The sequence below is a fragment of the Aequorivita lipolytica genome, from assembly GCF_007997135.1.
Lineage (GTDB): Bacteria > Bacteroidota > Bacteroidia > Flavobacteriales > Flavobacteriaceae > Aequorivita > Aequorivita lipolytica.
In genome coordinates this window covers 272,657-287,072 of sequence record NZ_VORU01000004.1, presented here as the reverse complement: position 1 = coordinate 287,072, position 14,416 = coordinate 272,657, and the positions used below count along the sequence as shown (strand labels likewise).

The 14,416-nt window shown below is 38.8% G+C and carries 14 protein-coding genes; 9 read left to right on the top strand and 5 right to left on the bottom strand.

The window, feature by feature from the left end; all coding sequences use genetic code 11:
* Positions 1–15 precede the first annotated feature (15 nt).
* The 6 genes from ESV24_RS07505 to ESV24_RS07480 all read left to right on the top strand — a co-directional run bounded on the left by ESV24_RS07505 (position 16) and on the right by ESV24_RS07480 (position 7,207).
* Positions 16–240, top strand: coding sequence for a hypothetical protein (locus ESV24_RS07505; RefSeq protein WP_111815765.1), 225 nt, complete (start codon positions 16–18; stop codon positions 238–240).
* Between the two features lie 99 nt (positions 241–339).
* Positions 340–2,754 carry an alpha-ketoacid dehydrogenase subunit alpha/beta gene (locus ESV24_RS07500; protein WP_111815821.1) on the top strand — a complete coding sequence of 805 codons (2,415 nt, stop codon included), beginning with the start codon at positions 340–342 and terminating at the stop codon, positions 2,752–2,754.
* A 64-nt stretch (positions 2,755–2,818) separates the two neighbouring features.
* Positions 2,819–3,340 (top strand): hypothetical protein, encoded by a 522-nt coding sequence (locus ESV24_RS07495; RefSeq protein ID WP_111815764.1) that lies wholly within the window; start codon positions 2,819–2,821, stop codon positions 3,338–3,340.
* A 335-nt stretch (positions 3,341–3,675) separates the two neighbouring features.
* Positions 3,676–5,343: an asparagine synthase B gene (gene asnB, locus ESV24_RS07490; protein WP_111815763.1), complete on the top strand. Its 1,668-nt coding sequence runs from the start codon at positions 3,676–3,678 to the stop codon at positions 5,341–5,343.
* 287 nt (positions 5,344–5,630) lie between these two features.
* The gene (locus ESV24_RS07485; RefSeq protein ID WP_111815762.1) at positions 5,631–6,566 is read left to right on the top strand and encodes a sterol desaturase family protein; all 936 of its coding nucleotides are present in this window, start codon (positions 5,631–5,633) and stop codon (positions 6,564–6,566) included.
* A 257-nt stretch (positions 6,567–6,823) separates the two neighbouring features.
* A complete protein-coding gene (locus ESV24_RS07480) occupies positions 6,824–7,207 on the top strand; it encodes a hypothetical protein (protein WP_111815761.1) in 384 nt (127 codons plus the stop codon).
* Between the two features lie 36 nt (positions 7,208–7,243).
* Here the strand turns inward: ESV24_RS07480 and ESV24_RS07475 are convergent, their stop codons facing one another.
* The 3 genes from ESV24_RS07475 to ESV24_RS07465 all read right to left on the bottom strand — a co-directional run bounded on the left by ESV24_RS07475 (position 7,244) and on the right by ESV24_RS07465 (position 9,665).
* On the bottom strand, positions 7,244–8,104 hold the full coding sequence (locus ESV24_RS07475; RefSeq protein ID WP_235004009.1) for a class I SAM-dependent methyltransferase: 861 nt from the start codon (positions 8,102–8,104) through the stop codon (positions 7,244–7,246).
* A 193-nt stretch (positions 8,105–8,297) separates the two neighbouring features.
* Positions 8,298–8,771: a DUF4279 domain-containing protein gene (locus ESV24_RS07470; protein ID WP_111815760.1), complete on the bottom strand. Its 474-nt coding sequence runs from the start codon at positions 8,769–8,771 to the stop codon at positions 8,298–8,300.
* A gap of 54 nt (positions 8,772–8,825) precedes the next feature.
* Positions 8,826–9,665: a 1,4-dihydroxy-2-naphthoyl-CoA synthase gene (locus ESV24_RS07465; RefSeq protein ID WP_111815759.1), complete on the bottom strand. Its 840-nt coding sequence runs from the start codon at positions 9,663–9,665 to the stop codon at positions 8,826–8,828.
* Positions 9,666–9,769: 104 nt separating this feature from the next.
* Between ESV24_RS07465 and ESV24_RS07460 the strand changes: the two genes are divergently transcribed.
* On the top strand, positions 9,770–10,888 hold the full coding sequence (locus tag ESV24_RS07460; RefSeq protein WP_111815758.1) for a C1 family peptidase: 1,119 nt from the start codon (positions 9,770–9,772) through the stop codon (positions 10,886–10,888).
* A gap of 67 nt (positions 10,889–10,955) precedes the next feature.
* Complete coding sequence (locus tag ESV24_RS07455) at positions 10,956–11,435, top strand: hypothetical protein (RefSeq protein WP_111815757.1); 480 nt, start codon at positions 10,956–10,958, stop codon at positions 11,433–11,435.
* Here ESV24_RS07455 and ESV24_RS07450 read toward each other — a convergent pair.
* Positions 11,427–12,257 (bottom strand): CvfB family protein, encoded by an 831-nt coding sequence (locus ESV24_RS07450; protein WP_111815756.1) that lies wholly within the window; start codon positions 12,255–12,257, stop codon positions 11,427–11,429. The two genes, ESV24_RS07455 and ESV24_RS07450, sit on opposite strands and share 9 nt — an antisense overlap.
* A gap of 85 nt (positions 12,258–12,342) precedes the next feature.
* Between ESV24_RS07450 and ESV24_RS07445 the strand changes: the two genes are divergently transcribed.
* Positions 12,343–12,747: a hypothetical protein gene (locus ESV24_RS07445; RefSeq protein ID WP_111815755.1), complete on the top strand. Its 405-nt coding sequence runs from the start codon at positions 12,343–12,345 to the stop codon at positions 12,745–12,747.
* Here the strand turns inward: ESV24_RS07445 and menD are convergent.
* A complete protein-coding gene (menD, locus tag ESV24_RS07440) occupies positions 12,742–14,406 on the bottom strand; it encodes a 2-succinyl-5-enolpyruvyl-6-hydroxy-3-cyclohexene-1-carboxylic-acid synthase (protein WP_111815754.1) in 1,665 nt (554 codons plus the stop codon). The genes ESV24_RS07445 and menD overlap by 6 nt on opposite strands.
* Positions 14,407–14,416: the final 10 nt, after the last annotated feature.

The following is a 14,416-nucleotide window of genomic DNA, read 5'->3' as shown; positions in this document are numbered from 1 at the left end:
AAATTCATTAAAAAAATGCAACTACTAAACAACTGGCGCATCATCCTTCTACTCTGCCTCACACTAGGTCTAGCTCCTTTTTTCCCTGAGCCACACATTTGGGGAAAGGTAAAATGGATTGCCGGTGGTGCCGAAGGAATGCAGGGCGCAGATTGGTTTGACGTATTACTTCACGGTTTTCCGTTCATTTTACTACTTAGGTTACTGATTGTGAAGTTCATTCCTTTAAAAGCAAAATAGCATTATAAAAAGCCTTATCTTTTAAAATTCCCTATACTCAATTTATCATTGCGAACCACCTTCAATTTCGCTATTTTTGTAATCTTAAAATTCAAATTCATGCACACAGACCCAAAGACCAATAGCGATATTTCCTTTGACGATTTCAAAGAAACAGTTTTAAACGATTATAAGATTGCTGTCACCAGCCGTGAGTGTAGTCTTTTGGGCCGTCGTGAGGTACTTACAGGGAAAGCAAAGTTTGGAATTTTTGGTGACGGAAAAGAGGTGCCACAACTAGCCTGGGCAAAAGCATTTCAAAATGGCGACTGGCGTAGTGGTTACTACCGCGACCAAACATTTATGATGGCAATCGGCAAACTCACTATTGAACAGTTTTTTGCAGGGCTTTATGCGCATACAGATATTAAAGCAGACCCAATGAGCGCCGGAAGACAGATGGGCGGTCACTTTGCAACCCACAGTCTTAATGAGGACGGTAGCTGGAAAAACCTTACACAACAAAAAAACAGTAGTGCCGATATTTCACCAACGGCTGGACAGATGCCACGTTTGTTGGGCTTGGCACAGGCTTCCAAGATTTTTAGAAATGTAAAAGGAATTGAAAATAAAACAAATTTTTCCATTAATGGAAATGAAGTTGCTTGGGGAACCATTGGAAATGCAAGTACCAGCGAAGGGCTGTTTTGGGAAACCATAAACGCAGCTGGAGTATTGCAGGTACCAATGGTAATGAGCGTTTGGGATGATGAATACGGAATTTCCGTTCACGCAAAATACCAAACAACCAAAGAAAATATTTCAGAAATATTAAAAGGATTTCAGAGAACTGAAGATGAAAATGGATTTGAAATAATCCGCGTAAAAGGTTGGGATTATCCAGAGCTTATTGAAGTTTATAACCGTGCTTCAAAAATTGCACGCGAAGAGCATGTTCCCGTTCTCATTCACGTTAATGAATTAACACAGCCTCAAGGTCACAGCACAAGCGGCTCACACGAACGCTATAAAAGTAAAGAGCGTTTAGATTGGGAAGCAAAAAATGACTGTAACGTGAAAATGCGCGAGTGGATGATTACCAGCGACATTGCCACAGAAGAAACCTTGGCTGAAATAGAAAAGGATATAAAGAAAAAAGTTCGCGACGGTAAAAAAGCGGCTTGGGATGCTTTTGTAGCACCTCAGAAAAAAGAGCAGGAAGAAGCGGTTTTATTGCTCGAAAATTTAGCAGAGAATAGTGCAAACAAAAATTTCATTGAAAAATTAAAGAACGAATTGGCTTCGGAAAAAGAGCCATCGCGCAGAAATATTCTTGCCTCCGCCCGTAAAGCATTGCGCTTTGTGGTAGGCGAAGAATCTTCTGAAAAGAAACAACTTCAGGATTGGATCGCAAATTATTTTGAAACAATCCAACCCAAATACAGCGCACATCTTTACAGCGAAGCTGTGGAAAATGGCAAGACAATTAAAGAGGTACTTCCCTCCTATGCTCATGATGCAGAAGAAGTGGATGGCCGTGTAATTATTCGTGACAATTTTGATGCTATTTTCGACAAGCATCCAGATGTATTAATTTTTGGAGAAGACAGTGGGGAGATTGGTGATGTAAACCAAGGCTTGGAAGGTATGCAGGAAAAGTACGGCAAGCTAAGGGTTGCCGATGCCGGAATTCGTGAAGCAACCATTTTAGGTCAAGGAATTGGGATGGCGATGCGCGGCTTGCGCCCTATTGCAGAGATTCAGTATTTAGATTACATATTATATTGCCTTCAAATAATGAGTGACGATTTGGTGACGGTACGTTACAGAACCAACGGAACCCAAAAAGCTCCACTAATTGTTCGTACCCGTGGCCACAGACTGGAAGGTATCTGGCACAGCGGCTCGCAAATGGGCGGTTTGATTCATTTGCTACGCGGAATGTATATTCTAGTACCACGAAATATGACCAAGGCCGCAGGATTTTACAACACATTGCTTGAAACCGACGAACCTGCATTGGTAATAGAATGTCTGAACGGCTACCGTTTAAAGGAAAAAATGCCAAACAATCTAGGCGAACTTAAAACACCAATCGGCGTAGTTGAAACTATTAAAGAAGGAACCGATATCACTTTAGTTTCCTACGGAAGCACGATTAGAATTGTAGAAGAAGCCGCAAAAGAGCTGCAACAAGCAGGAATAAATGCCGAAATAATTGATGTACAATCGTTGCTTCCTTTAGATATAAACCAAGATATGGTTAAAAGTGTTGCAAAAACCAACCGACTTCTAGTTATTGACGAAGACGTTCCGGGCGGCGCTTCAGCTTATATATTGAATCAGATTGTGGAAGTACAGGGCGGCTACAAATATTTAGACAGTAAACCACAAACACTTTCCGCTAAAGATCACCGTCCACCTTATGGAACGGATGGCGATTATTTTACCAAGCCTTCTGTGGAAGATGTTTATGAAAGAGTGTATGAGATTATGCACGAGGCGCATCCAGCGGAGTTTCCGAAGTTAAGATAACGCTAAAGTTCTGTTGTTCTTCAGCTAGGCTCTGTATCTTATAGCTCATTAAAAACATATTGCTATGAGAAACATTTTTACACTACTCCTAATTACAATCATTACGACTATCGTTTACTCGCAAGATGTAAATGATAACGTCCGCTTTATTCCCCAATCAGAAGTGCCCAAAGCAGTCGTGGACCATCAAGAAGAATTGTTTCCCACCAATTTTGTTTCAGAATGGCAGGTACAGGAATTGGATGGTATGCAGGATGCAGGAAATATTAGATATATAGCAAAATTTGAAGAAGATGCCCGACCAGGCTTTTCCGCATCCTATCTTCCCAACGGCATTTTGGTTTTCAACTCTGAATTTATGCCAAGTGAAATTATTCCCTCAGAAGTTAGGCTTAAAGTAGATAGTGAGTATAAAGACTACACAATTCAATCCGCAGATTTCATTACTTTTTACAATCCGAAACGAGAGATTTATATGGTGAAAATATTAAAAGAAATCAGTATGCAATACGTATTTTATAATACCGTAGGAAATAAAATTCCTAGAGAATCACTTCCCCCAGAAATGCTTTTATTGATGAAATAGGCTTCAGAAAAATCTAAAGCTGCAAATTTTCGTAATAATCAAATCCTAAAAAGGGTTTTCAGACCAATTCGGTATAAAAAGTGTATTTCAACGAATTTTTATTTCCTTCAACAATTAATTGAATATTCTTTATAAAATATTAGGAAGTCGTAAATTAATTACATTAAATTAGCATTTCAATTATAAAATAACAAGTTTATGTTTTTCAGCCGAAATACCAACAATAATAATAACCAGCTGCCGTAACAGAAACTTGTCGCGATATATGGCCTGTCAAGTTTTTCTTGACAGGCTTTTTTTTTGAAATAGAACTAACCATTTAAATTATAGAAATTATGTGTGGAATTGTATGTGCATTCAAACTTAAAGAGCCCGCAGACGCTCTCAGACTTCAAGTATTATCAATGGCAAAATGTATCCGTCATCGTGGACCGGACTGGAGCGGAATTTTCAGCAACGATAATGCGATTATGGCCCACGAGCGTCTCGCCATTGTAGATCCCACTTCCGGAAAGCAACCACTTTTCAGTAGTGATCGCAATTTGGTTTTGGCTGCCAATGGCGAAATCTACAACCATACCGAGCTTCGTAAGCAATTCAAAGACTATGACTTTCAAACCAAAAGCGACTGCGAGGTAATTCTTCCTTTATATAAAGAAAAAGGCGTTTCATTTTTGGATGAAATGAACGGCATCTTCGGTTTTGCGCTTTACGATATTGAAAACGACAATTATTTTATAGCCCGAGACCATATGGGCATTATTCCGCTGTATATGGGTTGGGACCAGAATGGAACTTTTTATGTAGCTTCTGAACTGAAAGCTTTGGAAGGTGTTTGTACCAAAATCGAACTCTTCCCACCCGGCCATTATCTGGACAGCCGCGAAGGCGAACTAAAACGTTGGTATTCCCGCGATTGGATGGATTATGAAAACGTAAAAAACAATGCCACCGAAATCGCCGAACTCCGCAAAGCTTTGGAAGCCGCAGTACACCGCCAACTTATGAGCGATGTGCCTTATGGAGTTTTACTTTCGGGTGGGTTAGACAGTAGCATCACTTCCGCCATTGCAAAAAAGTATGCCGAAAAACGCATAGAAAGTGAAGACACCGAAGGCGCTTGGTGGCCACAACTACACAGCTTTGCTATTGGCTTAGAAGGAAGTCCAGACCTTGCCGCCGCGCAAAAAGTGGCAGACCATTTACAAACTGTCCACCACGAAATAAAATTCACCATTCAGGAAGGAATCGATGCGATTCAGGATGTAATTTATCATTTGGAAACTTACGATATTACTACTATCCGCGCCAGCACCCCTATGTATTTGATGGCGCGTGCCATTAAAGCGATGGGTATAAAAATGGTACTCAGCGGTGAAGGTGCTGACGAAATATTTGGGGGCTATTTATATTTTCACAAAGCGCCAAACGCAGAGGAGTTCCATAAAGAAAACGTACGCAAACTGGACAAGCTGCATATGTACGATTGTCTTCGCGCCAATAAATCGCTCGCCAGTTGGGGCATTGAAGGTCGTGTACCTTTCCTTGACAAAGAGTTTATGGACGTAGCCATGCGAATCAACCCGCAGGATAAAATGATAAACGGCGAACGCATGGAAAAATGGGTGCTTCGCAAAGCTTTTGAAGATATGCTGCCCGCAAGTGTTGCCTGGCGCCAAAAGGAACAGTTCAGCGACGGCGTGGGCTACAGTTGGATAGACACTTTAAAGGAAATGGTAAATGAAAAAGTAACCGACGAGCAGCTGGCCAATGCCAAATATAAATTCCCACTACAAACCCCCAGCAGCAAAGAAGAGTTTTATTACCGAAGCATTTTTACAGAACATTTCCCCAGTGATACTGCAGCACTCAGCGTACCATCCGTACCATCCGTTGCCTGCAGCAGTCCCATTGCATTGGAATGGGACGAAAGCTTTAAGAATATGAACGACCCTAGTGGGAGGGCGGTAAAAAACGTACATGCGGATGCTTATGGGAAGTAGTTATGAGTAATGTGTAATGTGTAATGAATAATGAGTAATGAATAATGAGTAATGAGTAATGAGTAATGAGTTTTGAGTAATGAGTTTTGAGTGGTATGGGCTTAAAAAAGTGCCTTTGTTTTTTTTAACTTCCGTACTTTTTCAGCATTTGCCATTATACTAACTCAAAACCAGCGTGCAGCTTTAACGTTTTAAATTATCCAATTAGTTCCGTAAAGTTTTTATAAATTATATCTTGCATAATTAAGTTGCATCTACAACATATTCCTGCTTAAAATTATTAGTAAATGGATTTCACGAACCCTTTAGTTTACGGCGTACCTGTGTTTTTAGGTTTGATTGCATTAGAGCTTTCCTACAGCAAAGTTTTTGATAACAATCAATTATACAAATGGAAGGATTTAATATCAAGTGTATCGCTTGGTGTTGGGTCAGCAATACTGGGTGCACTTATAAAAACGATTTCCATCATCTTAGTTTTTAATTTTGCCTATGACCTTTTCAATCCAATTGTAAATGGGGTTCGAACCAATATAATGGGTTGGGAGTCTTTTGGATATGCCTGGTATATTTGGATAATCTGTATGCTTTTAGATGATTTTACCTATTATTGGTTCCACAGACAAAACCATATGATCAGGTTTCTATGGGCGGCACATATTGTGCACCATTCGTCGGATAATTTTAATTTGGGCACCGCTGTGCGAAATGGATGGTTTACAATTTTTTACAAACCATTTTTTTATGTTTGGATCGTTATTATTGGTTTTCCACCAGAGATGCTAGTAGTTTGTTTGGGCATTGAAGCTTTGTGGCAATTTCAGCTGCATACACAGTATATTAAAAACTTAGGTGTTTTTGAAACCTTTTTAAACACACACACTATGCACCAAGTACACCATGCCCGAAATATTGAGTATATGGATAAAAATCACGGAGGCTTTCTCAATATTTTTGATAGAGTTTTTGGCACTTGGAAAGAACTGGACGATTCCATTGCTATTGAATATGGGGTTTCCAAACCTCCTAACTCTTACAATCTCTATATTATTTTAACCCACGAATACAAAAATATTTGGGAGGACATGGGAAAATCCGAAAAATGGGGTGACAAGTTTATGTATATTTTTGGCCCTCCGGGCTGGAGCCATGACGGAAGTACACTCACCATAAAACAAATACGAGCAAAGCTTAGAGCGGAAGAATCTAAAACTATAAGTTAGCGACCCCGGATAATACCAATGTTAACCCAACTGCTCAATTACCTACCCAACCTAAAATTTTTTGACCTTATACCCTTTTTTGGGTTAAGGCTTCCAAAGGTATGACATTGCTAGAAACCTTATTCCTGCAACCGTGTTTTTCGTGCGAAGAATAAATAGCAATGGCCAAAGAAAATGAGCAATTCCAAAAAATTGTGCCTGTGCTGTTGTTTAACAAATCTTACCTATCTTTAATATCCCATCTAAATCTTTGACCTATGAGCATGTTTCACTACTACAACTTCCCACACTGCGAAGCTTTCATTTTTGATAATTTCTTAATAACACAGATAAGAGAAGGGATTACCATAAAGCCAGAACACAATCAAGAGTTACGGCAAATAATAGACCTTCATTTCTCAAACAAAAATATGGTCTACATCTCCAACAGGTTTTTCTCATACGCCGTAGATCCATTGACATATCTGGGAACTTCCAAGATTCATAATCTCTTGGCGATAGCCATAGTTACGGATAGCGACATTGCAAAGTCAAACGCTTTATTGGAAAGTATGTTTTACGAAAAAAAGTATGCTATCTACCCCACGCTAAGTCAAGCCATCTGCTGGGTAAATACAGTAATTATAGAAGAAGAAAAATAATTACAAGACTTTGTTTAGAAGTATAATAAAAAATAATTACACTTTTTTAAAGACCACCATATCCTGATATTCCGCTTTTGTGGTATCGCGCACTTCATCTTTCCAAAAGCCATCGATAATCGTTATCAATTCAAAATTTTCCCTAGCAAGCATTTCAGAGATTTCCTTTTTATGAATAGCGATATTGCCAGATTTTACATTCTCGTTCATCAATCTATAACCGTCTTTCTTCACAGGAAAACTAAAATCCTTTTTAGTTGAAATAAATGTTTCAGAAGCATCATCATAGAGGAAAAAAGTAGAGAAGCAAACACCGCCAGGTTTCAACACGCGATAAACTTGATTAAAGTAATGCTGAATTTCCTCAATCTGCATATGTGTAAAAACCGAAAATGAAAAAGCAACATCTATCGCGTTATCTGCATAAGGGAAATTAAACTCAGTAGCCTTAAGTGTAGCCGTATTGTATAAATCATTAAACAGCGGAACATACTTAAAGTTGAAATTAAAATGTTCTTTATGAATACGTGAATTGCACCACTGCACGCCCCTTTCTACTACATCAAAACCTTCATAACTCCCACTTTGGCTTAAATAGCCAGTTAAAGCGATTGCCGTTCTACCAATGCCACTTCCAATATCCAGAACTTTATGATTCGGCTGAATATTGGCGTATTCCCTAAGCATCTGCAGTTGGTGTTGGCCTTGTTTTAAATAATCTTCAGCACTCGCTGGCGAGCCTGTGTAAATATAACCGCGCGGTGGCACATATTTATGACGTTTTCCTGTAATACTATCCAAAGTATCTTTTGGTAAATAATATAATCTTCTAATAAAAAAACGTTGGTTGGAGGAAAGGGAATACCAAAAATTACGCAGTTTGCTTGTTTTACTCATTATAAAAGTATGGTTGAATTATTTATTTTTTTAACTGAAAACTGACCACTAACGTCTTGGCGCTTGGCGAAGAAGCGGATTTCGAAGTACTAAACTGTCTGCCCGCACTGAACTTGATACGAAGCACAAAAACTTCATTTAAGCACTGAACCCGCTTTTTTGCCAAACGCCTGTTACTTGCTGTTGTTTTCTGTCATTTGTTTCTCCATTCTATTTGGTGGCAATACTCTGAAAGTCTTTTAAGCAATTCTGTTTCTGATGAGAAACCGAAATGGTTTTGGTCTTTGTCAAACTGCAAATAGACTTGTATGAGAATTTCAAACTTGTCTGGTTGAGCAACGAGGTCTTTTAAATTGTTCTTCATTTCGTCCAACTTCTCTAACAAATGAATTGCGTGCACTTGAAACCTATCCGAATTTACAATTTCTTTTGTTTCGTATGCGAACATCGTCCAAGGTTTTTGTCGTTCAATTGTTTCTATTTGTTTTGTATCAGTGTTAAGTTGTCTGCCAATATACTTTTCACCATTTGTCCAGCCCCGTGTCGGATTAAGTTTCAAAAAGTCAGTCAATGTTTGTAAGTCAAGTGTTTTAGTCTTTATACTAAAAGATATTTCAACGGCTGAATAGTCGTAAAATGTAAAGTCTTGTAATGTCTCATTTTTCATTTCAGATCTGTCTTTCTACAATTGCAAGTAACTACTGGCTACTGGCTACTGAATTTAAGGCAACCACTTTTTATCAAAGTTCGGTTTGCGCTTTTCAAGAAAAGCATCGCGCCCCTCTTTTGCTTCGTCCGTCATATAGGCAAGTCGGGTGGCTTCTCCGGCAAAAACTTGTTGACCCACCATTCCATCATCCGTTAAATTCATAGCAAATTTTAGCATTTTAATAGAGGTTGGACTCTTCGCAAGAATCTCCTGCGCCCATTCGTATGCGGTGTCTTCCAATTCGGAGTGTGGGATTACGGCATTTACCATTCCCATTTCAAAAGCTTGTTGTGCGGAGTAGTTTCTTCCGAGGAAAAAAATTTCACGCGCGCGCTTCTGCCCTACCATTTTTGCCAAATAAGCACTTCCGTAGCCACCGTCAAAACTGGTAACATCGGCATCGGTCTGTTTAAATATAGCGTGTTCTTTGCTTGCCAATGTTAAGTCGCAAACCACGTGCAAACTGTGCCCGCCACCTACGGCCCACCCAGGAACCACGCAGATAACCGCTTTCGGCATAAATCGAATTAACCGTTGCACATCAAGAATATTTAATCTGTGATATCCATCGTCACCCACATAGCCTTGGTGGCCACGCGCCTTTTGGTCGCCGCCGCTACAAAAACTATAAACGCCGTCTTTGGAGGAAGGTCCTTCCGCAGAAAGCAAAACTACCCCAATGGAGATATCTTCCTGTGCATCGTGTAAAGCATCAAGCAATTCAGCAGTGGTTTTTGGGCGAAAAGCGTTGCGCACATCTGGTCTGTTGAAAGCAATTCGCGCTACGCCGTTTGCTTTTTTATAAGTGATATCAGTATATTCTTTAGCTGTTTTCCAATTGGGTGAAGCCATAATTGTTATTTTTGTCTTCAAAGATAGAAGATATTGTCTATTATTATTTTCTATTCTTTATTTCCTTTCTTTAAAAAAGAATTAATAACAATAAGAAATAAAAAATGCGCAGCTTCCTTCTTTTCTTTGGATTTCTATTCACAATAACCCTAACCGCACAAGAAGCTTACAAATTTACAACCGTTACAGACCTTGAAGCAACGCCAGTTATCAGCCAAGGCATTACGGGAACCTGCTGGAGCTTTAGCAGTACTTCGTTTTTGGAGAGTGAAATAATCCGGCTTACGGGAAAGAAGATAGATTTAAGTGAAATGTACCAAGTACGAAATACTTACCCCCTAAAAGCTGAAAACTTCATAATGCGCCAAGGAAAAGCGCAGTTCAGTGAAGGTGGCTTGGCGCACGATGTAATGAATTCTGTAGAAAAAAATGGCTTGGTTCCCGAAGAAGCTTTTAGCGGATTGATTGCTGGAGAAACTTCATTCAATCACGCAGAACTAGTAGCTGTGCTGGAAGCAATGCTAAAAACATACGTTGACAACCCCGGAAGAAAGTTGAGTAAAAAATGGCGCAACGCAATTGACGGAGTTTTGGATGCTTATATTGGCAAAAACGTTCAAAATTTCACATTTGAAGGAAAACAATATACCCCGCAAACCTTTTTGGCAATGACCAAAATACAGCCAGCGGATTATGTGAACATTACCAGTTTTACACAAGCGCCGTTCTATTTAAAATTTATATTGAACATTCCTGACAACTGGAGCAACGGCAGCTTTTATAATGTGCCTTTAGATGAAATGATGGCAACGATTGACAATGCATTGGAAAAAGGCTTTACTATTGAATTGGACTGTGACGTTAGCGAACGCACATTTTCTTCCAAAGATGGCGTGGCTGTTATTCCAGAAAATATTGAAAACAATATAAAAGCTCTACAAGGAATCTATCCTGAAAAGAAAATCACACAAGAATACCGGCAGGATGAGTTTGAAAATTATGAAACAACCGACGACCATTTAATGCATATTACAGGTATGCTTCGCGATCAAAACGGTACAAAATATTACAAAGTAAAAAACAGTTGGGGTACAGATGAAACTAAAGTTGCTAATGGCGGTTATGTTTATTTTAGTGAGGCTTATATGCGTTTAAAGGCGGTAAGTGTTACCGTTCATAAAGGTGCGCTACCAAAAAGTACCGCTAATAAACTACACTTGTAAAAAGACAGACACACAATCAACAATCAACTAATTTAAATTTGGCTTAAATTTTGGTATCTTTGCGAATATGAAAAAGTTATTTTTTCTTATTATAATTTTTCCACTGATTACTTCGGCTCAGTTGGATTTTGAGACCAATAAATATAAATTGGATTTCGTAAAGCTACCCGAAATTGAAAGTTTAATGAGTACTTCACTTCCCTCAAATTCAGATTTTTCGAGGAAAATTTCGAGTAAGCTTCCTTCCTTTAAGATGAATAAAAACAATTATCGTGAGCCAGTGAGTATGTACGAAGCAATGGCGGCCACCGAAAATTATGTTCAGTCTAATATTAGAATTTCGTTAGATCCTAAAGAGTACGGCGTGTACGGGGGCAACAGCAGTTATAGTACAGATGGTTCTACTCAGGTAAGGAACATTGTTTATAAAGAATCCCGAGGCTTTTTAAGACCTGAACTTATGCATTATTCCTACGGTTTAAACCAACGCCCTCGACGAAGTGGTTTTTATGTAGGTTATGGAGTTTACGGCTCGCCTTCACAATAGCTCTATACCATCTTCCTTAATAGCAATCTGCTTGTCTTTATAAAGCGTACCGATTGCCTTTTTAAAACTTTTCTTACTCATTCCCAATAGATTTTTAATTGAGTCTGGATCAGATTTATCATGCAGTGGTAGAAATCCTCCCGCCGCTTCCAACTCTTCACGGATAAAGTTGGCATTCGGTTCTATGCTTTTGTAACCGGGCGTTTGAAGCACAAGATCAATTTTATTATCGGGGCGAATTTTTTTAATGAAAGCCTTCATTCGGTCTCCAGTGCGGATGTCTTCAAAAATATCCTCGATATATATAAGTCCTTTATGGGCACCGTTTACAATTGCATTCGCTCCTTTTTCGGTTAAATGTGTAACCAAAATATCTACTTCCTCAAAAGGTTCTACGGTAAGCGTTTCATTCTGTAAAAAGTGATTTGTTTTGCTGGAACCCACCAAACGATTGGTTTTTTCGTCTATATAAAGATGAACAATGTACCAATTGCCTTTCTTCATAGGGCGCGCCTGCTCTTTAAAGGGAACAAAAAGTTGTTTTTCCAAACCCCAATCCATAAAGGCTCCGTATTCGTTGACATCGCTGCAATTTAGGTATCCAAAAGTGTTTAATTGCAGAAAAGGATCCAGCGTTGTGGCGATAGGTCTTTCCTCATTATCAAGGTAGATGAAAACAGAAATTTCATCTCCTATTTCATATTCCTCTGGTTTATACCTGTGTGGCAAAAGCACCACATTTTCGTCTTCATCGCCCAAGTATAGACCCGGTTCGGTTTCCCGAAGAATCTCTAAAGTATTGTATTCACCCAATTTTATCATAGCTGCAAAGGTAGTATTTTATAACCATAAAAAAATGTGAAACACGTACATGCAATTGAAACTTAAAAAGTAAATTCACTGCAATATGGAACAAATTTCTCAACATAAACTTCCACCGGAATTCCAATTGACCAAAATAATGGAGATGGAAATAGGAAACTATTTCTTCTATGGAAATGTTGTTATAGTTGAGGCGAAGGAAGGAATAATGCTCTCTTACAAAAAAGACCTTTCCGTTATTTTGCTAATTCAGAACATCACCGAAGGCAAACCGTGGGTTTATATCTCAAATAGAGTTAACTCCTACTCCATTCAACCATTAGATTATAAATATTTGAACAAAGTACCATCCTTGAAGGCTTTGGGAGTTGTAAATTTCAGCGAAGTGGGATATCTAAATTCTGAACTGGAAGCTAAATTCTGTAAAAAACCATTTCAAATGTTCTACAATCTTAACGAAGCGGTTATCTGGGGGAAAACTTATTTATGAAATAAACTTGAAGTAATCCAAAAGTACTTTGTCGTTTACGGTTGAAGGGGTAAAAACCTCCAACAGAGATGGACCTTCATTTTCACGAAAAAAATCTTGAAGTTTTTCCACTAGATTTTCTTCTTTATCTGCAGTTTGGTAATTGAAGCCATACATTTCCGAAAGCTGTTTCGCACTTAAATTATGTTTTGTTTCAAAATAAGTTTCGAATAGCAGTGTGTCCTTCTCACCCGGAAGGATTCTAAAAATACCACCACCGCCATTGTTGATTACTATTATTTTAAAATTATTCGGGATGTAATTGTTCCACAGTGCATTGCTATCGTAAAAAAAGCTGAGATCGCCTGTTATTAAAACCGCAGGAAGTTTTGAAACCACTGCAGCTCCCAGGGCGGTACTCGTGCTTCCATCAATGCCGCTAGTGCCGCGATTGCAAAATACTTCAACTGAAGGATGAATATCAAATAGCTGCGCATACCTAATAGTTGCGCTGTTGCTCAACTGCAATTGTATATTTTTTGGAAGCTCGTGGAATATTTCACAAAAAACCATAAAATCTGAATATGGAATCTCGCTTTTATAAACTTGGTGTCGCTCTAGTCTGTGCTGTTTAGCATTGAGCCAATAGTTTTGATAATTACTTTCCACAACGAATGTTTTCTGTAGAAATTCAGCGAAGAAATTATTGATAGTTGTTTTAAAATGATGCTTCAGCACAAAAAAAGTATCGTAAGCAGTTTTTGAATCTACGTGCCAATGCTGTTTTGGCGGGAAACTTCGTAGAAAAGCCTTAATCTTTTTTGAAACTACCATTCCGCCAAAAGTGAGTAAAATATCAGGCTGCAATTTTTTGAAATCTTCATCAGATAAAGGTGCTATAAGTTGATCTATAGCCACGATGAAATTTTCATTATGCAAATTTGAAGTGGTTTCCGTCAATAATAAGACACTTTCATCGTTCGCAATTTGCTCCACAAAGCGCTGTTCCAAACTGTTTGGGGGCAAAACACCCACCAGTATCATTTTGCGTTTACTGTTGTTCCATTCAGTTATAAAAGGGTTTAAATCTTCCTCCAAAATTTCAGCCTTCGCTCGGGGAGCAACGTTTTGTGGCCAAACCAATTGATTTTCGCTGGTGTGATAAAGTGGTTCTGAAAAAGGAACATTTATATGCACGGGACCATTCAGTTCTATTGCAGTGTTCAGCGCTACGTTTATTTCAGTTTCATTTTTAATCTGAAAATCTTGGCCTTCGCTGCAATTGGCGCTGTAAAGAATGTGATTTTGAAATACGTTTTCTTGTCTAATTGTTTGTCCATCACCTATATCAATTCGGTTGGAAGGTCTGTCTCCTGAAATGACAACCAAAGGAATATCGCTATAAAATGCTTCGGCAACTGCAGGATAATAATTGAGCAAGGCCGAACCTGAAGTGCATAAAACTGCAACGGGCTTCTTTAGCTGTTGCGCCATTCCCAAGGCAAAAAAAGCGGCGCAGCGTTCATCTACAATGCTAAAGCACTTAAAATCTGTATGTTCGCCAAAGCCAATAGTTAAAGGTGCATTTCGCGATCCGGGGGAAATTACGATATGAGCTATACCCTTGTCCAAAAATAGCTGAACAAGCGTCTGTGAGAGAATATTATTTGAGAATTTCATGCAATACAAA